Annotated in this window: 25 protein-coding genes; 6 read left to right on the plus strand and 19 right to left on the minus strand. The window is 63.0% G+C overall.

The window, feature by feature from the left end; translation table 11 throughout:
- Positions 1 to 25: 25 nt before the first annotated feature.
- Positions 26 to 1411, minus strand: a complete 1386-nt coding sequence (locus tag AX724_RS13740) for an aromatic ring-hydroxylating dioxygenase subunit alpha (RefSeq protein WP_066767423.1) — start codon at positions 1409 to 1411, stop codon at positions 26 to 28.
- A 99-nt stretch (positions 1412 to 1510) separates the two neighbouring features.
- Here AX724_RS13740 and AX724_RS13745 point away from each other — a divergent pair, with 99 nt between their 5' ends.
- Complete coding sequence (locus AX724_RS13745; protein WP_009823769.1) at positions 1511 to 1717, plus strand: ferredoxin; 207 nt, start codon at positions 1511 to 1513, stop codon at positions 1715 to 1717.
- Positions 1718 to 1830: 113 nt separating this feature from the next.
- The gene (locus AX724_RS13750; RefSeq protein WP_082733537.1) at positions 1831 to 2979 is read left to right on the plus strand and encodes an NADH:flavin oxidoreductase; all 1149 of its coding nucleotides are present in this window, start codon (positions 1831 to 1833) and stop codon (positions 2977 to 2979) included.
- 30 nt (positions 2980 to 3009) lie between these two features.
- On the opposite strand, the gene AX724_RS13755 is transcribed toward AX724_RS13750, so the two are convergent.
- The 5 genes from AX724_RS13755 to AX724_RS13775 form a co-directional block, all read right to left on the minus strand.
- Entirely contained in the window at positions 3010 to 3735 is a 726-nt protein-coding gene (locus tag AX724_RS13755) for an SDR family oxidoreductase (RefSeq protein ID WP_017180903.1), read from the minus strand.
- A 22-nt stretch (positions 3736 to 3757) separates the two neighbouring features.
- Positions 3758 to 4759: an NADP-dependent oxidoreductase gene (locus AX724_RS13760; protein ID WP_009823766.1), complete on the minus strand. Its 1002-nt coding sequence runs from the start codon at positions 4757 to 4759 to the stop codon at positions 3758 to 3760.
- A complete protein-coding gene (locus AX724_RS13765; RefSeq protein ID WP_231736688.1) occupies positions 4752 to 5174 on the minus strand; it encodes a nuclear transport factor 2 family protein in 423 nt (140 codons plus the stop codon). Before AX724_RS13765 ends, AX724_RS13760 begins: the two co-directional genes overlap by 8 nt.
- Before the next feature lie 162 nt (positions 5175 to 5336).
- Positions 5337 to 7709, minus strand: a complete 2373-nt coding sequence (locus AX724_RS13770) for a membrane-bound PQQ-dependent dehydrogenase, glucose/quinate/shikimate family (protein WP_066767424.1) — start codon at positions 7707 to 7709, stop codon at positions 5337 to 5339.
- 39 nt (positions 7710 to 7748) lie between these two features.
- Positions 7749 to 8204 carry a nuclear transport factor 2 family protein gene (locus tag AX724_RS13775; RefSeq protein ID WP_066767427.1) on the minus strand — a complete coding sequence of 152 codons (456 nt, stop codon included), beginning with the start codon at positions 8202 to 8204 and terminating at the stop codon, positions 7749 to 7751.
- 161 nt (positions 8205 to 8365) lie between these two features.
- Between AX724_RS13775 and AX724_RS13780 the strand changes: the two genes are divergently transcribed.
- Positions 8366 to 8890 (plus strand): ester cyclase, encoded by a 525-nt coding sequence (locus AX724_RS13780; protein ID WP_009823762.1) that lies wholly within the window; start codon positions 8366 to 8368, stop codon positions 8888 to 8890.
- 85 nt (positions 8891 to 8975) lie between these two features.
- Positions 8976 to 10034: a hypothetical protein gene (locus AX724_RS13785; protein WP_231736689.1), complete on the plus strand. Its 1059-nt coding sequence runs from the start codon at positions 8976 to 8978 to the stop codon at positions 10032 to 10034.
- Between the two features lie 15 nt (positions 10035 to 10049).
- Here AX724_RS13785 and AX724_RS13790 read toward each other — a convergent pair whose 3' ends face one another.
- From AX724_RS13790 to AX724_RS13840, 11 genes are all read right to left on the minus strand, one after another.
- The gene (locus tag AX724_RS13790; RefSeq protein WP_062731400.1) at positions 10050 to 10805 is read right to left on the minus strand and encodes an SDR family NAD(P)-dependent oxidoreductase; all 756 of its coding nucleotides are present in this window, start codon (positions 10803 to 10805) and stop codon (positions 10050 to 10052) included.
- Complete coding sequence (locus AX724_RS13795; protein ID WP_231736690.1) at positions 10802 to 11641, minus strand: alpha/beta fold hydrolase; 840 nt, start codon at positions 11639 to 11641, stop codon at positions 10802 to 10804. The genes AX724_RS13790 and AX724_RS13795 overlap by 4 nt, the downstream gene beginning before the upstream one ends.
- A gap of 14 nt (positions 11642 to 11655) precedes the next feature.
- The gene (locus tag AX724_RS13800) at positions 11656 to 12210 is read right to left on the minus strand and encodes a VOC family protein (protein ID WP_228227159.1); all 555 of its coding nucleotides are present in this window, start codon (positions 12208 to 12210) and stop codon (positions 11656 to 11658) included.
- 20 nt (positions 12211 to 12230) lie between these two features.
- A complete protein-coding gene (locus AX724_RS13805; protein ID WP_062731398.1) occupies positions 12231 to 12620 on the minus strand; it encodes a MaoC family dehydratase in 390 nt (129 codons plus the stop codon).
- The gene (locus tag AX724_RS13810; RefSeq protein ID WP_062731397.1) at positions 12617 to 13075 is read right to left on the minus strand and encodes a hypothetical protein; all 459 of its coding nucleotides are present in this window, start codon (positions 13073 to 13075) and stop codon (positions 12617 to 12619) included. The genes AX724_RS13805 and AX724_RS13810 overlap by 4 nt, the downstream gene beginning before the upstream one ends.
- A 9-nt stretch (positions 13076 to 13084) precedes the next feature.
- Positions 13085 to 14248, minus strand: coding sequence for an acyl-CoA dehydrogenase family protein (locus tag AX724_RS13815; protein ID WP_066767431.1), 1164 nt, complete (start codon positions 14246 to 14248; stop codon positions 13085 to 13087).
- 62 nt (positions 14249 to 14310) lie between these two features.
- Positions 14311 to 14865 carry an NADPH-dependent FMN reductase gene (locus tag AX724_RS13820; RefSeq protein ID WP_066767433.1) on the minus strand — a complete coding sequence of 185 codons (555 nt, stop codon included), beginning with the start codon at positions 14863 to 14865 and terminating at the stop codon, positions 14311 to 14313.
- Position 14866: 1 nt separating this feature from the next.
- On the minus strand, positions 14867 to 15643 hold the full coding sequence (locus AX724_RS13825) for an SDR family oxidoreductase (protein ID WP_062731395.1): 777 nt from the start codon (positions 15641 to 15643) through the stop codon (positions 14867 to 14869).
- Positions 15640 to 16380, minus strand: coding sequence for an alpha/beta fold hydrolase (locus AX724_RS13830; protein WP_009823752.1), 741 nt, complete (start codon positions 16378 to 16380; stop codon positions 15640 to 15642). The genes AX724_RS13825 and AX724_RS13830 overlap by 4 nt, the downstream gene beginning before the upstream one ends.
- A 5-nt stretch (positions 16381 to 16385) precedes the next feature.
- Positions 16386 to 17342: a VOC family protein gene (locus tag AX724_RS13835; protein WP_062731394.1), complete on the minus strand. Its 957-nt coding sequence runs from the start codon at positions 17340 to 17342 to the stop codon at positions 16386 to 16388.
- Positions 17343 to 17394: 52 nt separating this feature from the next.
- On the minus strand, positions 17395 to 18246 hold the full coding sequence (locus tag AX724_RS13840; RefSeq protein ID WP_009823750.1) for a fumarylacetoacetate hydrolase family protein: 852 nt from the start codon (positions 18244 to 18246) through the stop codon (positions 17395 to 17397).
- A gap of 128 nt (positions 18247 to 18374) precedes the next feature.
- Between AX724_RS13840 and AX724_RS13845 the strand changes: the two genes are divergently transcribed.
- Entirely contained in the window at positions 18375 to 19085 is a 711-nt protein-coding gene (locus AX724_RS13845; protein ID WP_228227160.1) for a GntR family transcriptional regulator, read from the plus strand.
- Positions 19086 to 19092: 7 nt separating this feature from the next.
- Here the strand turns inward: AX724_RS13845 and AX724_RS13850 are convergent, their stop codons facing one another.
- Together AX724_RS13850 and AX724_RS13855 are read right to left on the minus strand one after the other, a co-directional pair.
- Positions 19093 to 19875, minus strand: coding sequence for an SDR family NAD(P)-dependent oxidoreductase (locus AX724_RS13850; protein WP_062731392.1), 783 nt, complete (start codon positions 19873 to 19875; stop codon positions 19093 to 19095).
- 41 nt (positions 19876 to 19916) lie between these two features.
- The gene (locus AX724_RS13855; protein WP_066767434.1) at positions 19917 to 21587 is read right to left on the minus strand and encodes a class I adenylate-forming enzyme family protein; all 1671 of its coding nucleotides are present in this window, start codon (positions 21585 to 21587) and stop codon (positions 19917 to 19919) included.
- Positions 21588 to 21739: 152 nt separating this feature from the next.
- Between AX724_RS13855 and AX724_RS13860 the strand changes: the two genes are divergently transcribed.
- Positions 21740 to 22942, plus strand: a complete 1203-nt coding sequence (locus AX724_RS13860) for an acetyl-CoA C-acetyltransferase (protein ID WP_062731390.1) — start codon at positions 21740 to 21742, stop codon at positions 22940 to 22942.
- Positions 22943 to 22974 lie beyond the last annotated feature (32 nt).

Below are 22974 nucleotides of genomic sequence, written 5' to 3' on the forward strand. Positions count from 1 at the left end.
ATCTGTCCTCTCTCGTCGCGACGGCTCAGGCTTCGGCCATCAGATTATAATAGGCCATCCACCAGGCCCATTGCGTGTCGTCCTTGGTGAAGCCAGGATAGAGATCGCCGCCGCCGACCCAGCCTTCGGGACGCTCATAGCCGTGCAGCGCCTGATATTTGAGCGTGACGGTCTTGCTCATATGACCACGCGAGTTGCGCATGATCTGCGGCCAGGTATCGGCGTCATCCTGCTCGATCGTGCCCGATGTGCCGGTCGACCAGATGGCGTTCTGGAGCATGTCGCGCTTCACATCTTCCGGCGCATCCTTTTCCGCGAAGATGAAGTTCACGAACTCCACCTTGTCCGGCCCCTTGGGCACATAGGTGTGCAGCGACAGAGCGCCCGAGGCGCCGCCATCCGTGCGGGGGGCGAAGATGAAAGCGATCAGGATGTTGGGGAACATGCCGCCGACCTGGGGCGGGATGTTGGCCAACTGCTTGACCTGGTCCTCCGACAGATTCTTGAAAAGCTGTGGGATTAACTCCTTGGTGATGCCCGGCGGCGGCAGCAGGTGGAGCCGCTCTTCGGTCGACTTGCCTTCGAAGCTGACGTCGGCGAACATCTTGAAGGTCTGGGCCGCCTCCAGGCAACGCAGCGTATGGCCCTGCGGCACCGAAAGGTCGACGCCATACATGCCCGGCGCGGTGTCATAGATCGACTCGGCCGTGCCTCCCATGATGCCGCCTTCCATCAGCGAACGATGCAGGGTCAGGGTATGGAAGCCGTCCGATCCGGACTGTTCGCCGGGAATCTTCCAGTTGCACGGCAGCACGAAACGCTGTGGCGGGCCAAGCATCTCAAGGCCATTGTCCGTACGGCAGAAAAGCTGATCGAGATAGAATTTGGCGTCGCCCAGATAATCCTCGAACGACAGATCCTTGTTCCAGGTGGCGAAGATCAGGCCACCATAGAGATGGACCCGGGCCTTTTTGAGCCCCAGTTCATCCTTGGAGCGCTTGTTGCCGTGCATCTGCTCCTTTTCGATCGGGGCGCCGATGAAGCTGCCGTCCGCGCGGAAGGCCCAGCCATGGTAAATGCAGCGATGAGCGTGGGCATTGCCCGCTTCGGCCGTGCACACCTTCATGCCGCGATGGGGGCAGACGTTCAGCATGACGTGGATTTCGCCGCTGCGGTCGCGCGAGACGATCACATTGTCTTCGGCCATGTCGCGCATGACATAGTCGCCGGCCTTGGGAATTTCCGATTCATGGCCAAGGAGCAGCCAAGTGCGGGCGAACACGCGCTCCATCTCCAGCTCATACAGCTCCTTGTCATTCATCACGCGCAGCGACACCTCGTTCATGTCGCGGTTGATGAGATCGTCAAGCGTCGTTCCGTCGCTCAGCGTCAGCCCGGCATTGTGCAGCATCTTGCTCTCCTGAAGAATTTCCTTGATTGAGTCGTGTTATACATATTGAACTAAATCTGTTCAAGATGTAATGTGCGATCAAGAAGAAGGAGAGGCAGGATGAGCCAGAAACTGAAAGTGGTGATCGATAAGGCGGCATGCTGCGGCTATGGCGTGTGCGCCGAAATTTGCCCCGAAGTGTACAAGCTTGACGCCAATGGCATCGTATATGTTGACGACGAAATCGTTCCCGAAGGACTGGAGGAGCAGGCCCGGGAAGGCGCCGAGGCCTGTCCGCAGTCCGCCCTTGCTGTCGAAGCCGCCTGAGTCGACCCGAGCATGCGCGGGTACTGGGCGCGGATGTCCTGTCACAGGATAGGTTTTCGGCGCCCATCCGCTGATGCACGGTCTTTTGACAAGCAGAGGAGAGGATCGCTTTGATGGGGCAGGCCGAAATTTTATACACACCGTTCACGATGGGCTCGCTGCACCTGCGCAACCGGTTCGTGATGGCGCCGATGACGCGCAATTTCTCGCCGGGCGGCATCCCCTCGGACGGCGTGGCGGGCTATTATCGACGACGGGCCGAAGCCGATGTAGGCCTGATCATTACCGAAGGGGTGGGCGTGGACCATCCCGCCGCCGTGGGACGTGAAACCATGGGGGGTGGTGCTTCGCCCGTCCTGCATGGCGACGAAGCGCTCGCGCGCTGGCGCACCATCGTGGACGGCGTGCATGCGGCGGGCGGCCTCATCATCCCTCAGTTGTGGCATCAGGGCGTCATACGCGTGCCGGGCACGGGCTATCATCCCGATGCGCCCTCGGCGCGCCCCTCGGGCATTTGGGGGCCGACCGACAGGGCGATGGTCTCTCCCGACTATCTGGAACAGGTGCGCACGCCCACCACCCCGCTGACCGAAAGCGAGATCGGCGACCTGATCGCCGCCTTCGCCCGCAGCGCAGCCAATGCGAAGGCGGTGGGCTTCGATGGCGTGGCCCTGCATGGCGCGCATGGCTATCTGATCGACAGTTTCCTGTGGCGCCATACCAATGTGCGGGACGACCGCTGGGGCGGCGGGATCGCTGAGCGGGCGCGCTTCGCGGTCGAACTGATACGGGCGATCCGGGCCGTGACCGCGCCCGACTTTCCGGTCATCTTCCGCTTCTCCCAGTGGAAGCTGCAGGATTATGACGCGCGCAATGCGGAGACGCCGGCGGAACTGGAAGCGATGCTTGCTCCGCTCGTTGAGGCGGGGGTGGATATATTCGACGCCAGCACCCGCATTTTCACGGCGCCGGCCTTCGAGGGTTCCGACATGGGGCTGGCGGGTTGGATCAGGAAGCTGACTGGCAAGCCGACCATAGCGGTCGGCGGCGTGGGCCTCAGCAAGGATCTGCAATCCTCCTTCGCGCAGCCGACCGTCATGACCAACAATCTGGCGCTGGTGGCCGACAGGATGGCGCGGGGTGAATTCGACCTGATCGCGGTCGGCCGCGCCCTCCTGATGGACGCGCAATGGGTGGCGAAGATGCGCGATGGCGGCGCGGTCAATCCGTTCCGGCTGGACGCCTACGCCACGCTTGACTGACGGAAGGACGCTCCGGCATGGGCCGGGGCGTCAATGGCTGTCCGCTGCGGCATAGACCTGGATGCGCGCGATATTGGTGCGTTCGGACTGCTGCGCGATGACGGCGACGGCTTCGGCAATGTCGCGGGGTTGCATCGGCGGGATGAAGCTGTCCCAGGACGGCTGCCCCCTGGCCTTCATATCCTCGAAAATCTCGGTGCTGGTCGTGCCCGGCGCGACGATCCCTACCTTGACGCCCGATCCGGCAAGCTCGACGCGAAGACAGTCGGTAAAGGCCTCCAGCGCGCGCTTGAGGCCGCCATAAACGCCCACGCCGGGTGCGGTGATGTTCGCCCCGATGCTGGATATATTGATGATCTGGCCTTTGCCGGCCGCCTTCATTGTCCGCGCGAAAAGGGTGCTGGCGCGCACCACTGCCTCATAGTTGATCGCGATCATGGGGCGGAGTTGGTCGAGGTCGAATGCGTCGATCGGCGCGGCATGCAGCATACCGGCATTGTTGACCAATATGTCGGCCCGGCTGAATCGACCCAAGACGAAATCGTGCAACCTTTGCGGCGCGTCCGGATCCGCCATATCGGCTGCGTAGGCCGTGCTGCCACGGCCCAGTTCATCGGCCAGTGCGGTGAGGCGATCGGCGCGGCGTGCGACCAGCACCAGGGTTGCGCCCGCTTCAGCAAGCGCACGGGCGCTGGCCGCGCCGATGCCCGACGATGCGCCGGTGACGATGGCGATTTGCCCTTCCAGATTCTCCATGACGTGGTGTCCTCTTCCCAGATCAGACGAGACGGACGAGCCGCTTGCCGTCATTTTCGCCGCGATAAAGACCGGCCAGCGCGTCCGGGCAGGCCTCGATCCCCTCCAATATGTCCTCGCGCCATGTGAGGCGGCCCTGCGAGATCCATGTCCGCAATTGGGCCGTCGCTTCGGCATAGCGATCGAGATGGTCGAAGATGACGAAGCCCTCCATGCGGGCGCGCTTGACCAGCAGATGCCGTTCGACGCGCGGCCCCATCGGCCATGGATCCCAGCGGTCGATCGATGCCGTTCCGCACACTATGACGCGCGCGCGTTGGGCCAGATGCGGCAGAACCGAATCGCTGATCGCCCCTGCGACATTGTCGAAATAGATGTCGATGCCCTCCGGCGCGTGCTCGGCGATCGCTGCCTCCACATTCCCGGCATGATAATCGACGGCGTGGTCATAGCCATATTCCTCCACGCAGCGCCGCACCTTGGTCGGCCCGCCCGCGATTCCGATCGTGCGGCAACCCAGGATGCGGGCGATCTGGCCGACGGCCGAACCGACGGCGCCGGCCGCCGTCGATACCGCGATGGTCTCGCCCGCGCGGGGCTGGCCGACGAGTGTGAGCGCGAGATAGGCCGTCATGCCGTTGATGCCCAGAATGCCGAGCGACGCCCGCATCTCGGCCGCGGTGGTGCGCTGCACGACCTGATCGGCTGCGACGCAGGCATAGTCCTGCCAGCCGAACCAGCCGGATACATGCTCACCGACAGTATAGTCGGGATGTGCGGAGGCCACGACCTCGCCCGAGGCAAGGCTGCGCATGACCGAACCGATGGCGACGGGCGCGGCGTAATTGCCTGCATCGGCGATCCAGCCGCGCATGGCGGGTTCGATCGAGAGATAATGATTCCGCACCAGGATCTGGCCCGGCGCGGGCTGTTGGATCGGCGCATGCCCGATCGCGAAATTTTCCGCCTGCGCGATTCCCGCCGGACGCGACGTCAACAGGACCTGACGGTTGAATTCAGTCATCCAGCCCCGCCTTGACCATGGTGAATTTCCGACGGGAAATCTTCCAGCCGTCCGATGTGCGGACCAGGCAATCGTCATAATAGCCGGACGCGCGATGGGTGACGCCGCCTTGGGCCGCCTCCGGCAGGATTGCGTCGACATAGCTGCGCGCGTGCACTTGGTCGTCGCGCTTCTCTATCACGATATTGGTGATGCGGTGCAGCGTCGGCCCCATGTGGCGGTGCGCATCGGCCATATATTCGGCGATTTCGCGCGGCCCGCGCCAATGTCCGAAGCTGCCGTAATCGGTCTCGCAATCCTGGGCGAAGCAGGTCCGGAAAAGCGGCCAGTCCCGCGTGTCTATGCCGGTGGCGTAACGCAGCAGCACATGTTTGATCGCGCGTTCATCGTCGGCGCCGACGGGCAAGCGTCTCACCAGACCGCCATGTGCAGACATGTTTTCCTCCCCTTGTTTCCCGAAGAAACATAAAGCCCCTTTGGCCAATCTTGCCCGCCAAAGGATAGGATTGGGCGGCATCTTCCCGCGACTCGTCGCGTTTACTTGGCTAGTGTTGAGGCACCCGTTTCTCGCTCCCCGCTATTGCTTAGGCTTAGGCTTAGGCTTAGGCTTAGGCTTAGGCTTAGGCAGGGCATAGGCGATCAACGCATCGCTCGCACCTGACAGCATGGCGCCATGTCCGCCCGCTGCGATGACCACGAACTGTCGGCCGCTGGCATTCGACCAATAGGTGGTGGGGGAGGCGTTGCCGCCCGCCGGCAAGCGCGCCTTCCACAGCAGCCGCCCGGTGGTGGTTTCATAGGCGCGGAACATATGTTCCTGCGTCGCGCCGATAAAGGTTAGGCCGCTCGCGGTCGCGACCGATCCGCCGATATTGGGCACGCCCATGGGGATCGGCACGAAGGTCGGCAGGGCCAGAGGGCCGCTGTCGCGCGAGGTGCCGAACAGCCGGCTCCACACCAGCTTCCCTGTTTTCAGGTCGACCGCGTTGATGCGGCCATAGGGGGGCTGCTGGCACGGAATGGCGAGCGGGGAAAGGAACGGCGCGATATGGGCGGCATAGGGCACGCCCTGCTGGGCGACGGGGCCGCCGACATCGCTCATATGGGCGGCGGTCATCGGCCTGATGCCCTGCCGGTCCGCAACGGCGCGAGGGATCAGGCGGTTATAATTGCCGACCTGATTGTTGTTGACGATCATCAGGCCGCGCCGGAGATCTACCGATACGCCGCCCCAGTCGATGCCGCCCAGATAGCCGGGCCAGGTGAGGGTTGGATGCTCGGTCGACAGCGGGGTCATGTCCCCATCGAAGCGGGCCTGGCGGAAGCGGATGCGGCACATCGCCTGGTCGATCGGCGTCAGGCCCCACATCCCCTTTTCCGTCGGGCGCGGACCGCCAAAATTGGGCATGCCAACCGAATAGGGCTGGGTTTTCGAAAGGCGTTCGCCGGGAACGGCGCCCTGCGGGACGGGGCGTTCCTCCACCGGCAGAATGGGCCTGCCAGTCGCCCGGTCGAGGAAGAAAATTTCTCCGCGCTTGGTCGGCTGGAGCAGGCCGCGCACGCCGCCGGGCAGGTCGACCAGCGTGGGCTGGGCAGGCACGTCATAGTCCCAAAGGTCATGATGGGTCGTCTGGAAGGACCAGCGCACCGCCCCGCTTTCCGCGTCGAGCGCCAGCACGGCGCTGGAATAGCGATCGTCATTCGCGGTGCGATGTCCGCCGAAATAGTCCGGCGTCGCGTTTCCTGTCGGCACATAGACGAGGCCCAGCCTGTCGTCCGAACTCATCGGCGCCCAGCTATTGGGTGTGCCCGGCGTAAAGACGCCGCCGGGCGGCGGCGGGCCGTGATCGTCGGGGCGGCCGATGTCGAAGGCCCAGGAAAAATCGCCCGTGACGGCATCGAACGCCCGGATCACGCCTGAAGGCTCCCTGATTTTCTGACCGTCCATCACCCAGCCGCCCAGAACGAGGCGGCCGCGAACGAGGGCGGGGGGCGAGGTGACGAAATAATAGCCCTTGTCGACCGTGCCCAGTCCCGTTTTCAGATCGACCTGTCCGCCCTGCCCGAAGCCGGGGCATAGCCTACCGGTGGCGGCATCGAGTGCGATCAGCCGGGCGTCGAGCGTCGCGGTGTAGATGCGTTCGGCGCAATCGCCCTGGGCTTGTGGGACGCGATAATAGGTGACGCCGCGGCAGACGAGGCCATAGACGCCGGCGAGATCGGCCTTGGGCTGGTGCCGCCATAATTGCCGGCCCGTTTCGGGATCGAGCGCGATCACATCATTATTGCCCGCGCACAGGAAAAGGCGATTGCCCACCTTCAGGGGGTTGACCTGAAAGGCAGTGCCCTGCTTGCCATCTGTCAGCTTGCCGGTGTGGTAGGTCCATGCCCTTTCGAGATTGCCGACATTCGCGGGCGTGATCTGGGCCAATGGCGAGTAGCGCGACCCGCCCCGGTCGTTGCCATAGGCGACCCAGTCGCCCTCGGCCGGGCTTGCCGGTCCCGCTCCCCAGCGCGCGCTGGCCGCTGGGGACGAACGATCCGCCCAGAAAGCGCCGCCGATCCCTCCCATGAGGAGCAGCGGAAGAGCCGGCCACAGGACGCGGCCGCCGGGCAGGGGGCGGCCAAGACCGACATGCTGCCGATAAAAGGGGGTGAGCATGTAGAAGCCCATGGCGACGGGCATGGCCAACCGAGGCGCCAGCGCCCAGCCGTCCAGTCCGACTTCCCAGAGCGACCAACCCAGATTGGCGATGAGAAAGGCCCAATAGAGGGTGATCGAGAGCGGCGAACGGCGCCAGCCGAGAAACGCGGTGACCGTCATGACGAGGCCGGACACGCAATACCAGATCGACCCGCGGAGCAGCGCGAGCTGCCCGCCCAGCCAGAGCAGCGACAGACCTGCGAGAAGCAGAAGCAGAACGAACAGCATGTTCAGAAAGCGGCGCATCGAGCTCCCCCTCGGAATCCGGAAAGGCGTGGCAGGAATTCAGGCGGGCAATTGGGCCGCCAGCCAGTCCGGCACATTCATCCGATAGCATTTCTGTTCGTAGAGGCGGCTGATCTTCCAGCCCTGCGCGGTGCGGACGAAGTCGTGATGATACCAAAGGCCGAAGACCAAAGTATCGGTCGTTTCGCCATTGCTGACCGTCATCGGATTGTAGCAGGCGGTTTTGGTCTGCGCCCGGTCGCCGGCGATTTGATATTGGGTGGTGGACACGGCATGTTGAAAGGCGAGAATTGGCGTCAGGCTTGCCGAGAGAAATGCCTTGATGTCCGCAAGGCTTCCGACGACGCCCACCATTTCGGAATAGTCGATCACAGCATCGTCGGTAAAATAGCGGTCCAGCGCGTCCCAGTCGCGCGTATCCACTGCGTAGCAATAGCCTACGATCAGGTCCTGAACTTCGAACCGGTCCGACATCTCCTGCAGGGTCAGTGTCATGGCCTCTCCTCCGTCTCACTCATTCTATAGAATCTCTGCTGGCACAGGGGAGGAGGTTCGCCGCCTTCCATTAGGTAGGTGCCGAGCGCGGTGGCTAGGGGGAAGAAACCACAGCCCTCGGGATCGATCCCGCGGACCGTTTTTTGATCAAGGAGACTATTATGGGCCTCGCCCCGTTCACGGAAGCCGATTTCGTCCTGTCCAAGGAGAAGCGGGCAGACATCACAGCCGGGCTGACCGAGCGGCAGGCGTTCATGGTCAATCACTGGATGGACCTGCATGAAGTCATCAATCGCGGCGATTGGGACGGAATGGACGCATTCTTCAATACCGATACAATGACCTACGACAACCCGAACCGGCCCGACCTTGGCACCTATCATGTGTGGAAGACCTCGCCGCAGGGCCTCTACAAGACCTTCCCGCCCAGCATCTATCGCACGCTGAAGGCGTGGGGACGCGGCGAGGACGAGATCTGCGTGCTGTGCCATCATCATGGCAAGCATACCGGCGGCCCCTATATGGGCGTCCAGCCCACCGGGAACGACCTTAACGTCCTGTGGTTCTCTTGGCTGCGTTTCCGGGGCGACAAGATCGATCACATCTATTCGATCTCCGACGTGCTGACGATGCTGAAGGATCTGGAAGTCATCAACGTTCCCCAGCCCGTCGACCCCTATAAGTGACCGACAGGCCGAACCGGCGCGGCGAGGGCGCGCCGGTTCGGCGAAGGAGGGCGTCGGTGTTTGGAATGGAAGGATGCGCAAGGGCATGAAGCGCTCGGTCGAACTGAAGATCGATGTCAGCGAGGCGGCAGCCCTCGGCATGACCGCCCATGTGGCGATCACGGTTCATCTTCCGGATATGACGGCACTGGCCAATCCCATGACCGTCTGCTTCGCTTTTCCCGGCGGTGGCTATTGCCGGCGCTATTACAGCTTCGACATGCCGGATGGGTCGGGCGGCGGGGAAGCGGGTTTCCATTGCGATCGCGGGTGGATTTTCATCGCCTGCGATCATCTGGGATTTGGCGAGTCCACTATCCCGGAAGGCAATGCCCTCAATCTCGATAATGTGGCGGCGGCCAATGACGCGATGGTGCGCCAGGTCATGGCCCGGCTGGAAGCGGGCACGCTCGTCGATGGACTGGACCCGATCGTCGACGCCACATGCCTTGGCATCGGCCAGTCGATGGGCGGATGCTTCACGGTCGTCGCGCAGGGCAATCACGAGACATTCCATGGCATCGGCGTGCTGGGCTATAGCGGCGTCCATACTGTCGTGCCGACCCGGCCGGGACAGCCGCCCGCCGCGTGGCCCTGGATTTCGCGCCGTTCGTCGCTCGATGCGCCGCATGTGCTGAATGCGGCGGCGCTGGCGCAGGCGCCGGGCGTGACGCTGGGCGACGCCGAAGCGCTCCAGGCGGCGGCAAGGGCAGGCGAGCATCCTTTCCAATGGTCCTTCCATCATGATGACGAGCCTGCGGACATCGTCACGCTCGACATGATGGCGTCGGCAGGGCTGGTCGATCCGCTGCCCGAATGGCGTTCGGCGACCACGCCGCCCTGCGGCGTATATATGGTCGCGCCGGGCGCGGTGGCGCTCGAAGCGGCGGTTGTATGCGTCCCCGTGCTGATCGCGATGGGCGAGCGCGATGTCGTCCCCGATCCCTTGGGCGAACCCCGGGCCTATAAGAGCGCGGAAGACATCCAGCTCTTCATATGTCCCCGCATGGCGCACATGCATAATTTCGCGCCGACCCGCGTCCGCTTCTGGGAGCGCATTCACAATTGGGGTGATGGCGTTGCGGCGCAGCGGCGGCAGGGTTGAGCGCAGCCGCCGATTTCAGAGGCTGAAGCCGCCATCGACGATCAGGGTCTGGCCGGTCATATATTGCGCCTTGGCCGAAGCCAGGAAGGCCACGGCCTCGGCAATATCCTCCCCGCTGCCGAAGCGTTGCAGGGCAATGCGTTTGCGCTGCGTTTCCCAGATTTCCGGCGAATAAAGCGACGTGAGGAACTCGGCGCCAAGCCCGGCGTCGATGATTCCCGGAGCGACCATGTTCGCCCTGATGCCATAACGGCCTTCCTCCTTGGCGATGGCGCGGCCCAACGCCTCCATTCCGGCCTTGGGCACGGAGGACAGGGCGTCGCCGGGGGGGAAGCAGTAATTCGCGACCGAAACGACGGTGACGAAATTGCCGAAGCCCTGGGCGCGGAAATATGGCAGGGTGGCGGACACGATACGGGTGAAGCCGACCAGTTCGATCTCGATGACTTCACGCCATTGCTCCTCGCAGATCTGGCTGACGAAGGGCTGGGCTATATCGACCCCGCTGGCGAAGATCATCGTGCCGATGGCGCCGAATTGCTCGACCGTATCGCGGATGCCGGTCTCTATCGAAGCGCGATCGGAAAGATCGCAGGGGACGGACAGCGTCTCGCAAGAACCGTTTGGCAGGGACGCTGCGACCGCCGACGCCTTTTCACGGCTGGACCGATAGCCGATGGCGAGTTGATCCCATTCGGTCGACAGGCGTCTGCAGATCGCGCTGCCAAGGCCGCCGGTTCCGCCGACGACGAAGGCCGCGCCTTTCGTCATAGCGGCAGATGAAGTGCGAGGTGGTGGAGCAGGCGATCGGCAAAGGCGTCGTTGCGGTCGCCGGTGAACATATGGCCGACGCCGTGGGCGATCTCGACCTCCAGTTGCGGGGCGAGCGAACGAAATTGCCGGACGCTTTCGTCCGAGACAATCTCGCTCAGTTCAGCTTTCACGAGGACGAGGGGCGATTGCGCGCGGCGCGCTGCGATGATGAGCGCTTCCCCTTCCGAAGGGGGATGCAGAAATTCCGGCGCCGTCGTGCGGGGATCCCAGTGCCAGAACAGGCGTCCATCCGCTTCGCGCATCGATTTGGCGAGACCTGACACGTCAGGCAGGCGGGGCTGGCCAAGATGGGTGTGGAGGACGTCGGCCGCTTCCTCCAGCGATGCAAAACCGGAGTCGCTGGCGCGAAAGAAGCCACGAATGTCATCCACGCCGTCGTCGACCATATAGGGCGCGACGTCGGCGAGCATGATAAGGCGCACCAGATCGGCACGGCGCGACCCACCGACCAGCGCGGATTGGCCACCGCGCGAGGCCCCCACCAGCGCGATCGGCCTGTCGAAGGCCTGGATGATGGACTCGACATCGCGACCATAGGCTTCCAGCAGATAGTCGCCGTCGGCGGCCCATCCGCTGTCGCCGTGGCCGCGCAGATCGAAGGTCAGCCCGTAATAGCCCGCCTGCGCCACCCGCCTGGCAGACCCGGCCCAGGATCGGCGGCTCTGGCCGCCGCCATGGAAGAAGCAGACGGGCGGCGCGGCAGGGTCGCCATAGGCGTCCGCAACCATCTCCAGCCCGTCACCCGGCACGCTTATCCGCGTGGGAACAGTCATGCCGGGCGCCTGCATTACTCAGCGGCGACCGGCGGAACGATTTCCGCGAATGACGGATGCTCGCCGGGACCCTTATAGGCGAATTTGCCGGGTGCATGGTGCCACTTGCCGTCGTTACGGCTCTCATAGGGCGAAGCGACCTCGATCAGCGCGCCGTGCGTGCTCTTGTGGCCGACCCAGCTCCATTTCTGCCAGGTCATGTCCGGATCGTTGAAGGTTTGGCCGCCGCCGGGCAGGTGCAGCCCTTCCGCCTTCAGCTTTTCCATCGCGCCCGGCACGTCGTCGGTCGCGTAGCAGAGGTGGTGGACATGCTCGCCCACTTTCTCGAGGCGATCGCCCATCGGGGTGCCAGGGGCCGGTTGAATGAACTGGATTTCCGTGCCGCCATTGTTGACGAAGGTCGCCCACTTCATACCGGCGTCGTCGCCGCTGGAAAATTCATCATATTTGACGAGGCGCTCTTCCAGCGACGCAGGATCGAGCACGCGCAGGATCTTGGTCCAATCCTCGATAGCCTTGTCCAGATCGCGCACGACCATGCACACATGGGCAAAAGGTCCGCTAGGCATTGATATTCTCCTCTGATCTTTTAAATTTCCACCGTCGCCGTGCCCGAATTGACCGTGCCGCGGCCATCGACATCCAGCGAGAATTCGCAGGTCACCGTATCGCCTTCGATCGCCGCGATCCTGCCCGTCACCACCGCTCGGTCGCCGCCATAGACATTGTCCAGAAAGCGCGAATCCATCGATTTGATCCGCCCGCCCGGGAAGGCGCGCATCAGCATGTTCATCATATAGGCGACGTTGATCGGACCCTGGTTGATGACCCGGTCACCCAGACCCTTGGCCTTCACCACCTCGACATCGAGATGGATGGGATTGGGATCGGCGAGGAACCCCGCCCACTGCTTCATGGCTTGCGGGCTAACGCTCTCGATCGTGAAGGGCGGCAGCGTGTCTCCGACGGCATGGCTCATGCGGCGAACTCCTTGCGGGGCAATACCCACACATTATCGGTTTCCAGCACCTGCGTTCCATCAAGCAGGTGCAGGCGGAGGCGATAGGTCAGCACGTCCATGACGCCCAGCTTGCGGCTGCGTTTGCGGACCAGGCTGAGTATCTCCCCTGTTACCTTGTAGCTTTCGCCCACCTTCAGCGGCGCATCGAACCGTACGCCGCTGCTGCCCATCATCGGGCCATCCTCGACATCGAATTCACACGCTTCGCAGACGCCTGCCACCGTCTTGCCCATGGCGACCTGGGTGGCGATATAATAGTAGATGGGATGAGCGCTACCGTCGGTGGCTGGTTCGACGCCGGTCGACCGGCACAGGGCGGCATTCTCTTCCGCCGTGATGGTGAAGACCTTGTCGCCATCGAGCGATGTGCCGGCGGCGTCGGGAGCAGGGGGGAGATCGTCAAGATCGCTCATGGTCTGTCCTTAGAAAGAACGCGGCAGGCCGAGGCTCTCGGCAATTGTGTTGCGCACCATTTCGTTGCTGATCGGCGTCATCCGCAGGATGCGATGGTCGCGCCAGTAACGCTGCATGTCGGTTTCCGCCGAATAGCCCATGCCGCCCAATATCTGGATGCCAAGGTCCGCGGCCTTCACGGCATTCTCCGTGGCGACCATCTTGAGCATATTGGCCTCGGTTCCGCACGGCATGCCGTTGCTCTGCATCCAGGCGACGTTGTAAAGCAACAGCTCGGTCAGCTTCTGCCATGTCGCGATATCTGCGACATAATGCTGCAAAATCTGGAAGCGGCCGATAATGCCGCCGAACGCCTTGCGTTGCAGCATATATTCCAGCGCGTCTTCCAGCACCCCGTCGATCGCGCCCAGACATTGCGCGCCCACCATGATCCGCTCATTATTGAGTGTGGGCAACATCGCATACCAAGCCTGTCCAGGCTCACCCAGTACGTCCTCGTCGGGAACGAAGACATCCTCATAATGAACCTCGCACGATCCCATGGCGCGCATGCCCAGCTTGGGCAGGAGCGAGGCGGTGATGCCGGGCGATTTGGCGTCGACGAAGAACATGGTGAGGCCATGATGCTTCTTCTCGGCATTTTTATCGGTGCGGGCGAGGACGAGCAGCCTGTCGGCCGCCTTTGCCCCCGTGGTCCACATCTTGGCGCCGTTCAGCGTCCAGCCGCCGTCGACCTTTTCGGCATGGGTCTTCATCGCGCCCAGAACGTCGGTGCCGCCGTCGGGTTCGGTCATCGACAGCGAGACGCGCAGCTTGCCCTGCGCCATGGGGCGCAGCCAGCGATTCTTCTGCTCCTCCGTGCCGACCGCGCCGATCGTCTTCGCCCCGCCGAAGGAGGTGAGGCCCCAAACCCACAGCAGGCCGCCGGCCGTCCGTGCGAATTCGCGAGCGAAGATCATCTGCATCATGACGTCGCCGCCCAGGCCGTCATATTCCTCTGGAATGCCGATCCCGAAAAATCCCTGCTCGGCGATCTTGTCCCAAAGCGCGTAGGGATAATTTTCTTCGTCGGCTTCCAGCGCGCGCATCCAGTCCTTGGGGGCTTGGGCATCGACCCAGCGGCGGACAATGTCCCTGAACGCCTGCTGTTCCTCGGTGAGTGAAAAATCCATCGTCATTCCCGTTAGTGGCACTGCGACTAAGCGCCCTGCGGATGCATTGCGAACCTATCCAACTATAGGGCAGGCCGTCGGCAGAAACTGAACAACTGGTCCACCATCATAGCCAACTGGCCGGGAATAGGTGCGTTTTCGATTGGATCGCCTTCGCCGCCGATGGTGTTGATGGCGATGCCCAGCGGTGTCGGCCAGCCCCGCAGCGCGTGGGTAATGACCCGCAGTTGCTGGAGCGTGGCGACCGCGGCCTGCCAGCCGGCCGCTGTTGCCACGCAGCCCACGGGAAGACCATCGAAATAGCAACGCTCGTCCCGGCTCATATCCTCGACATAATCGAGCGCATTTTTCACAAAGCCGGAGATCGCTCCGTGGTAACCCGGTGAGCCGATGATGACGGCATCCGCCGACCGCAGGATGTCGACATAGCGTTTTGCCGCATCTGGACGATCCGGATTTTCGGGCGCGTAAGACGGGAAGTCGATGTCCGCGCCGGCAAGCAGCGTCGTGCGTGCGCCGCGTTCCTCTGCGATGGCAAGCGCCTTGCGAAGCGCTCGCTCGGTGGAGGAATAGGCGCGCATTGTGCCGCCAATGGCGACGAAATGAAGTTGGGTCATATCAGATCGACAATCCTCCCTCGACAGGGATCACCGATCCGGTGACATAGGCGCCCGCCCGCGAGGCGAGATAGATGGCTGCGCCCGCCAGATCTTCCGGCGTACCGACGCGGCCGCGGGGCACCATCGATTCCACCATCGTGCGCATCTCGCTGGAGGTGATGACGGTCATCTCGGATTCGAAGAATCCGGGTGCGATGACGTTGACGGTGATGTTGTCGCGGCCCAGCCGCTTGGCGAGGCCTTTCGCCATCCAGTGGATGGCGCTCTTCGACGCCTGATAGGCATAATTTTCCTTGGGGCCAACCTTGAGCGCGCCGACAGACCCGATGTTGATGATCGATGCGGGACGCTCCGCCGTGCCGCCCGCGCGGAGCAGGGGCAGAAATTTCCGAAGCGTGAAGAAAGGGGCCTTCAGGTTCAGGTCGATGACCGGATCCCATTCGTCCTCGCCATAATCGTCGATGGGCGCGTCGGCCATGGTCCCGGCGTTGTTCACCAGGACATGCACGGCCTGTTCTTGGGTGGACACCGCCGCGACCAGAGCCTCGATCCCAGCAAGTGTCGAAAGATCTGCGACCAGGCCGGTACAGCGGCCGCCAGTGGTAGCGGAAATCTCCGCCGCGGCCGCGGTCACCTTGGCCTGCGTGCGGGCACAGATATAGACTGTGGCGTCCGCCGCAGCCAGGCCGGTCGCGATATGACGGCCGATGCCGGTCGACCCGCCGGTAACAACGGCGACGCGGTCCTGTAGCGAGAACAGCTCGGCGGCATTCATGCCGGAGCTCCCGCGCCGGAAATCTTCAGAATGAGGTCGGTCGTTCCCTCTGGATCGCCCACCAGCAGGGCGTGATCGCCCGGATGGTCATGGATGGTCCAGCCCAGCTCGCGCGCCCGGTCGTGCATCGCCGTCATCACCGTGACGGCCGCCGCGATATAGTCGACGGGCCGGTCGATAGCCTCGGCACCTACGGGGATGACGCAGGCGGTCGCCTTCATCGGCTGGTCCGACAAATTGTCTAGCAGCCATTTCTCCCGCGCCGGGTCCATGAGATGGGGATGCTCCTTGGCCGCCGCCCGCTGCATTTCATGCACGCCCGACCCTACCGGGCCTTCGCCTGCTTCGAGCATCGCATCCAGCGCGGCGAGCTGGTCTTCCGGGACATAGCCCATGAGGGATCCGATCCGTTCCCCCGACCGGGGCACGATGGCGTCGAGATAGATGATGGATGCGATGCGGTCGCCCACCTCCGCGATCACGCCGGGCGCGACCGTGCCCGCATAGCTGTGCGCGACCAGCACGACGTCGCGCAGATCCTCATATTTGAAGACATTGACGATGTCGCGCACATGAGTCGCATTGCCCACATCGCGGCCGATCAGATGCTCGCGCTCGCCAAAGCCGGTGAAGGTCGGCGTGTAGACCTTGTGGCCCCCGGCCTCCAGAATTTCGCGGACATATTTCCATGTCCAGCCGCCCATGCCGCCGCCGTGAAGAAGTAGGAATGTGGTCATGACGATCAGGCCTCCGCCGGTTCAGTGTTCTGGATGAATTCGGGGAATGGATCGGGTCCCCACAGGAACATGCTGTCCTCTGGCGCATGGTTGGCGGCCGGCCAGTCGACATCATGCGGAATGAAGTCGATATCGGCTGAATATTCGCTGAAACTGCCCCAGGGATCACGCACATAATAGAAATAATTGGCGCCCAGCACATGCTGGCCCACGCCCCAGTTGGGGCCATAGCCCGCCCGGGCCATGGTCGCGCCGCCCAGGCCCACTTCCATCACCGACCCGACGTCCCAGCTATTGTGATGCATGCCTCGCCGATCGGACAGGACGAGGGCCAGCAGGTGATGATCGCTGCCATGGGGGCCGTGCAGGAAGGCGACGGCCGGCTCGCTCTTGTCGGACAGGCGCAGGCCGAGCGTCTTCTCATAGAAGTCGATCGCGGCATTCACGTCGGTCGCGAAGATCGCGAAATGCGAAAGGCGGCGCGGATGAACCTTGGGCGCTTTGCTGTTAGGGATCGCGCCGGATTGGCCCGGCGCCGCGCTGACGAAGGTGAAATGGCTCTTTTCCGATGGCGTTGCCTTGTCTGCGACACGAACGTTGATCGGCAGGCCATCGAAGCCTGCGAACCAGATGCCGTCGGCTTCCGCGCCTTCGGGCGCCTTGATCCGGGTGACGCCGCAGCCGTCGAGATGGGCGGCAAAGGCATCCGCTTCGTCCGGATAGATGCCGAAGCTCAGATAGCGCAGCCGCTTGGCGTCGCCGCCCTGGCTCAGCACGGCCCAGCGATGCGGATTGCCGACCGCATATAATTCCAGCGTGTCATCCCGCTCGCGGACGTCGAGCCCGAAGAGCGTGTAGAATTTCCGCGCGGCTTCCAGATCGGGCACTTCGACCGCGAAATGATCGATGGAATGGACGCCCAAACTATTGGCGCGGCGTCCCGACGGGCTGTTTTGGTTCATCCTTCCCTCCTTGGCTGGCCAGGCACCGACAGAACGGCGCCCGGCCTTTCGATCATGCTGCCTTGATGGGGTTCACCAACAGGCCGATCTTCTCGATTTCCACTTCGCACACATCGCCATCCTTCATGAACAGCGGAGGCTTGCGGGCCAGGCCGATGCCCGACGGGGTTCCCATGACCAGGACGTCGCCCGCTTCCAGCGTGAAGCAGGTGGAGAGGAGGGCGACCGTGTCGACGACATCGAACACCATGTCGGAGGTGTTCGCGCTCTGCACCACCTGGCCGTTGAGGCGGGTTTCGATCTTGAGGCCGGCACCGCCCGCAGGCAGTTCGTCGGCGGTTACCAGCCAGGGACCGAAGGCGCCGGTATCGTCGAAATTCTTGCCGACCGTCCACTGCGGCGTCTTGAGCTGATAGTCGCGGATCGAACCGTCGTTGAACACCGAATAGGCGACGATATGCGAGAGCGCGTCGTCCTTGCTGATATCCTTGCCGCCCTTGCCGACGACCGCGACCATTTCCGCCTCATAATCGAGTTGATCGGAACAGGGCGGTTTGATGATCGGTGCGCCATGGCCGATGAGGCTCGAATTGAAACGGCCGAATATCGTCGGGAATTCGGGCACGGTGAATCCGCCTTCAGCCGCGTGATCCTTGTAGTTGAGACCTAGGCAGAGGATCTTGGGCGCCTTGACGAGGGGCGGCAGGAAAGTGAGGTCTTCAACCTGCACTTCCTCGCCCTCTGCGCTGACTTTCGCGCCGGCATCCGTCAGGGCGCTGCCGCCGCTGGCGATCAACACATCCAGATCATAGAGGGCAGCGTCGCCGAACAGCGCCTTGACGCCCGCGCCCGTGTCCACTGCCAGACCGACCGCGCCGTTCTTCGTTACCTTGGCCAACCGCATATGCAAACCTCCTGAGAATCTGTCCCACCCACTGAACCGAAGGCATGGGATTGAATTAAATATATTTCAAGCTATAAAATACATCTTGTCCAATTGCCATGGGTGGCGAAGCTGATATAGTTGTTGCGATGACCAAAAAGCTGAGCCTGACCGAACGCGCCTACCGGCAATTGCGCGACGATCTCCTGACCTGTCGGCTGGTGCCGGGCGCGAAAATCAACATCAAGGATATTACGGAAACGCAGGGCTTCAGTCTCGGGGCGGTGCGCGAAGCCCTGTCGCGGCTTACGTCCGAGGGCTTCGTGACGCAGGACGATGCGCGGGGATTTCGGGTGACGCCGATATCGATCGGCGATTTGACCGATCTGGTCAGGGTCCGCAGCGATATTGAGGGGCAATGCCTCCGCCGCGCGATCGAGAAGGGAGGCCTGGACTGGGAAGCCTCTATCGTCAGCGCGGCCCATAAGTTGGGCAAGACCCCGACCCGCGACCCGCGAGAGGCGGCCCGTCTGAACGAGGATTATGCCGACGCCCATGCGGCCTTCCATCACGCCCTGGTCGCCGCGTGCGACAGTCCATGGTTGCTCAAGATGCGCGACTGGCTCTATGCCCAGTCGGAACGCTATCGCTATCTCACCGTGCCTTTGGCCCATGGCGATCGGGATCTGGTTCATGAACATGCGCAGATCGTCGACGCGGCGCTCGCGCGGGACGCCGACCGCGCCGAGGCGCTGCTGACGGACCATTTGATGGCGACGGCGCGGCTGCTGATCGACCCGCAGAATGCGCGGGGCGGGACCGATATCGAATGGGCGGCTGGCGCGGATCGGGCCCTCTGATCCCATATCAGCTCTGCCGGTTCTGACCGGTGCCACCGCCGCTGGCGGGCATCAGCATGTTGCTCATACCGCCATCGACCAGCAGGTCGACACCGCTGATGTGGCTTGCATGAGGGCCGATCAGAAACAGGATCGCCTGCGCGACATCCTCGGCCACGCCAAGTTTGCGCAGGGGAATATTGGCTTCCCGCTGGTCGCGCCGCGACGGATCTTCATATCCCGCAGCGGTCATCGGCGTGTAGGTGGGGCCGGGCGACACCGTATTGCATCGGATACCGTCCGGCCCCCATTCGATGCTGAGCTGGCGTATCATCATCAACAAGGCGGCCTTGCTGGAGGAATAAAAGCCAAGCGCGGGCGTAGGCTGGGTGGCCGACATGGACGCGGTCGCGACGAAGGCGCCCTTGCTCTCCTTCAGGTGCGGATGGGCGGCCTTGCCGAGCAGCCAGGACGAGCGGGTGTTGATGGCGAAGATGCGATCGAAATCGCCGATCGGCAGTTCGGCCAATGCACCGCCCATGATGATGCCGGCATTGCTGATGACGGCGTCGATCCCATCCATATGCGCGAGCGCCGCCGCGACAATCCGGTCGCCGCAATCCGGTTCGGCCAGATCGACCACGCAGGTCGCGGCGGCGGGGCCGACCGCATCGGCCACCACCTGCAGATTGGCGGCATCCCGATCCGCGAGCAGCATCCGGTGTTCACCCGGAATCATCGACCCGGCCGCCAGCAGTTCGGCGCAGGCTCTGCCGATGCCGCTTGCAGCACCCGTGATGATCACCCGCATGTCACTCTCCCTACACTTTCATGGCGTCGATGCGCCGTGTTTCAGTCCTTCAGGCCCAGTTCGTCCATCAACGCGCCGCGCAGCTTGAACTTCTGGATTTTCGATGCCGACATCGGCCATTCGTCGATGAAACGGATATGCCGCGGAACCTTGAAGGAAGCGAGGCGCTGCCGGGTATAGGCGATGAGTTCCTCCGCCTCGACCTCCACATCGCCTTCGCGTTCGATGTAGGCGGCGGGGATTTCCGCCAGCCGCTCGTCCGGCAGCCCGACGACCTGCGCGAGACGAACCGCCGGATGGGTGGCCAGCACCGCCTCGACCTCGGCCGCGGCGACATTTTCCCCACCCACTTTCAGCATATCCTTGAACCGGCCGTGGAACATGACGTGGCCATGTTCGTCGATCGAGCCGATATCGGCGCTATGATACCAGCCATCGGCATCGAGCGCCTCTGCGGTCTTCTGCGGGTCCTTGTAATAGCCGTCGAACAGATTGTAGCCGCGAATGAGGATTTCGCCGCGTTCGTCCACGCCCTTTTCCGCGCCGGTTTCGGGATCGACGATCTTCATCTCTATGCCCGCAAGGGGGAAACCAAGTTTCTTGAAGCCCATTTCCGGTTCCATCGCATAGCCGCCGGTGGTGACGATGCCGGTCGCCTCGGTCATGCCCATGGTGCCCACTTGGAGCATGTTTGGGGCTTTCTCCCGATAGGCCTGGCCTACGCGATCAGGCATGAAGGCGAAGCAGCTATTTTGCAGGCGCACCGACGACATGTCGGTCTTGGCCCAGTCGGGATGGGTGATCATGGCCTGATGGAAAGTGACGAAGGGCAGGAACATCATCGTCACCCGTTCATCCTCGATCTGCCGCAGACTCTCCCCGGCATCGAAATGCGGCTGGCCGATGAAGGTGCCGCCCACGTCGATCGCGCCCAGCATGCAGAGCATCGCAGCGATATGGAATAAAGGCAGCGGCGACCAGGCGCGCTCGTCGGGCTGGAAGGACCAGCGATAGCGAGCGAGATTCGATGCCTCCCGAGTGACGGCCTCATGGCTGAGCAGGCACCCTTTGGGGTTGGCCGATGTCCCTGACGTATACAGGATCATCGCGGTGTCGCGGACCCTGACGGTCAGACGGGATGCATGTACCTCTACTTCCTCCACTTCCTGCACCGCCGCATCGAAGGTTGCCTGATCTACGAAACCGGGGACCGAACGGCCACCCAGCATCACGATCCGCTCGAGCAGAGGCGCGCCCGCAAGCGTGAGTGAGGAGGAGTCCGCGGCATCGGGCAGGTCGGGGAAAGCCTCAACCAGCCGTTGACCGAAATCGATATGCTCACTGATCATATCATTGGTGATGATCGCCGCCAGATCGGCATTTTGCGCGACATAGGCCATTTCAGGCGCCTTGTACCGTGCGTTCATCAGCACGGAGACAGCGCCGCACATCGCATTGGCGAACAGGGTCTCGACAAATTCGATGCTGGACGGCAACAGGATGCCGACATGGTCGCCGCGCGCGATGCCCAGCGCCTTCAGGCCGCGCGCGCGCTTCAGGACGCTCTGTACGACATCGTCATATGTCTTGCGTTCTCCCGGGAATACCAATGCTTCCTTGTCGGATGCCTTGTCCCACCCTTTGAGAAGCAGATCGCCCAGAGTGGTTGCAGAAATACGGAATGGGGCGCAATCTTCGCCTTGTGTGACCACGGATGTCCGCTCCTAAAATGCCGGTCAGCTATCGATGATGATCAGATTGCAGCCATCGCGTCTGCCTGCGCCTTTCGTTGGATAGGTGCAGCTTTGCCTTCCTGGTCCAAGAGCAAGGGCAGAGATTTTGTATCACTGTGCGGGAATTCACGATGGAAGCCTATGTCTACGATCATGTCCGGACGCCGCGCGGGAAGGGCCGCCCCGATGGCGCGCTGCACGAGATCACCTCTGTCGAAATGGCGACGCAGCTTTTGAAGGCGCTCCAGAGCCGCAATGATCTCGACACTGGACTGCTCGACGATGTGATCATCGGCATGGCCCAGCCCGTCGGTGAACAGGGCGGCGTGCTGGCGCGCGCGGCGGTGTTGCAGGCCGGCTATGCCCAGACGGTCGCGGGCCAGCAGATCCATCGCTTCTGCGCCACCGGGCTGGACGCTGTCAGCCTGATCGCGGCGCAGGTCCATTCGGGCATGATCCAGGCCGGCATCGGCGGTGGCGTCGAGTCGATGAGCCGCACGGTAATGGGTTATGACTCGGGCGCCTGGACGTCCGATCCGTCGGTCGCCTTCAGCAATTATTACGCCCCGCAGGGCATCGGCGCCGACCTGATCGCTACCCTGGACGGCTACACGCGCGAGGATGTCGACAATTTCGCCGTCGAGAGCCAGCGCAAGGCCGCCCATGCCTGGGAAAACGGCTATTTCAAAAAGGCGATCGTGCCGATCAAGGATGTGCTGGGCGACGTGGTGCTAGATCATGATGAGCATATGCGACCCGGCACCACGCTGGAAAGCCTCGCCAAGCTCAAGCCCGCCTTCGAAGGGTTCGGCAAGGCCGGGTTCGAAGCGGTCGCGAAGGCCAAATATCCAGAAATCGAAGAGCTGAACTATGTCCATCATGGCGGCAATAGCTCCGGTATCGTCGATGGCGCCGGCCTGGTTCTTGTCGGGTCGAAGGAATTTGGGGAAAAGGCCGGCCTCAAGCCGCGCGGTCGCATCCGGTCCTATGCCAATATCGGGTCTGAGCCGACGATCATGCTGACGGCGCCGGCGGCGGTGTCGCGCAAGGCGCTCAAGGCGGCCGGCATGACCGAGAAGGACATTGATCTCTGGGAACTGAACGAAGCCTTCGCCAGCGTGGTGATGCGCTTCCAGCGGGAGCTGAACGTTCCCGACGACAAGATCAACGTCAATGGCGGGGCGATCGCGATGGGTCATCCGCTTGGCGCGACCGGCGCGATGATCCTGGGCACCGTGCTGGACGAACTGGAGCGGCGCAACGCGGAAACCGGCCTCATCACCTTGTGCGCGGCCAACGGCCTGGGCACGGCTGCCATCATCGAGCGCGTTTGAACGCGCCTACCGAACTATAGAGCGGGACATCC

This window comes from Sphingobium sp. CCH11-B1 (assembly GCF_001556865.1).
Classification (GTDB): domain Bacteria; phylum Pseudomonadota; class Alphaproteobacteria; order Sphingomonadales; family Sphingomonadaceae; genus Sphingobium.

Excerpts from the sequence above, each read along its gene's own strand:
- AX724_RS13740 (WP_066767423.1), bottom strand. The coding sequence starts at position 1,411 with ATGCTGCACAATGCCGGGCTGACGCTGAGCGACGGAACGACGCTTGAC.
- AX724_RS13790 (WP_062731400.1), bottom strand. The coding sequence starts at position 10,805 with ATGACGAAAGGCGCGGCCTTCGTCGTCGGCGGAACCGGCGGCCTTGGC.
- AX724_RS13785 (WP_231736689.1), top strand. The coding sequence starts at position 8,976 with ATGAAGCGCTCGGTCGAACTGAAGATCGATGTCAGCGAGGCGGCAGCC.
- AX724_RS13845 (WP_228227160.1), top strand. The coding sequence starts at position 18,375 with ATGACCAAAAAGCTGAGCCTGACCGAACGCGCCTACCGGCAATTGCGC.
- AX724_RS13800 (WP_228227159.1), bottom strand. The coding sequence starts at position 12,210 with ATGCCTAGCGGACCTTTTGCCCATGTGTGCATGGTCGTGCGCGATCTG.
- AX724_RS13860 (WP_062731390.1), top strand. The coding sequence starts at position 21,740 with ATGGAAGCCTATGTCTACGATCATGTCCGGACGCCGCGCGGGAAGGGC.
- AX724_RS13795 (WP_231736690.1), bottom strand. The coding sequence starts at position 11,641 with ATGACTGTTCCCACGCGGATAAGCGTGCCGGGTGACGGGCTGGAGATG.
- AX724_RS13775 (WP_066767427.1), bottom strand. The coding sequence starts at position 8,204 with ATGACACTGACCCTGCAGGAGATGTCGGACCGGTTCGAAGTTCAGGAC.
- AX724_RS13770 (WP_066767424.1), bottom strand. The coding sequence starts at position 7,709 with ATGCGCCGCTTTCTGAACATGCTGTTCGTTCTGCTTCTGCTTCTCGCA.
- AX724_RS13810 (WP_062731397.1), bottom strand. The coding sequence starts at position 13,075 with ATGAGCGATCTTGACGATCTCCCCCCTGCTCCCGACGCCGCCGGCACA.
- AX724_RS13850 (WP_062731392.1), bottom strand. The coding sequence starts at position 19,875 with ATGCGGGTGATCATCACGGGTGCTGCAAGCGGCATCGGCAGAGCCTGC.
- AX724_RS13840 (WP_009823750.1), bottom strand. The coding sequence starts at position 18,246 with ATGCGGTTGGCCAAGGTAACGAAGAACGGCGCGGTCGGTCTGGCAGTG.
- AX724_RS13820 (WP_066767433.1), bottom strand. The coding sequence starts at position 14,865 with ATGACCCAACTTCATTTCGTCGCCATTGGCGGCACAATGCGCGCCTAT.
- AX724_RS13825 (WP_062731395.1), bottom strand. The coding sequence starts at position 15,643 with ATGAATGCCGCCGAGCTGTTCTCGCTACAGGACCGCGTCGCCGTTGTT.
- AX724_RS13815 (WP_066767431.1), bottom strand. The coding sequence starts at position 14,248 with ATGGATTTTTCACTCACCGAGGAACAGCAGGCGTTCAGGGACATTGTC.
- AX724_RS13745 (WP_009823769.1), top strand. The coding sequence starts at position 1,511 with ATGAGCCAGAAACTGAAAGTGGTGATCGATAAGGCGGCATGCTGCGGC.
- AX724_RS13760 (WP_009823766.1), bottom strand. The coding sequence starts at position 4,759 with ATGACTGAATTCAACCGTCAGGTCCTGTTGACGTCGCGTCCGGCGGGA.
- AX724_RS13830 (WP_009823752.1), bottom strand. The coding sequence starts at position 16,380 with ATGACCACATTCCTACTTCTTCACGGCGGCGGCATGGGCGGCTGGACA.
- AX724_RS13835 (WP_062731394.1), bottom strand. The coding sequence starts at position 17,342 with ATGAACCAAAACAGCCCGTCGGGACGCCGCGCCAATAGTTTGGGCGTC.
- AX724_RS13780 (WP_009823762.1), top strand. The coding sequence starts at position 8,366 with ATGGGCCTCGCCCCGTTCACGGAAGCCGATTTCGTCCTGTCCAAGGAG.
- AX724_RS13750 (WP_082733537.1), top strand. The coding sequence starts at position 1,831 with ATGGGGCAGGCCGAAATTTTATACACACCGTTCACGATGGGCTCGCTG.
- AX724_RS13805 (WP_062731398.1), bottom strand. The coding sequence starts at position 12,620 with ATGAGCCATGCCGTCGGAGACACGCTGCCGCCCTTCACGATCGAGAGC.
- AX724_RS13755 (WP_017180903.1), bottom strand. The coding sequence starts at position 3,735 with ATGGAGAATCTGGAAGGGCAAATCGCCATCGTCACCGGCGCATCGTCG.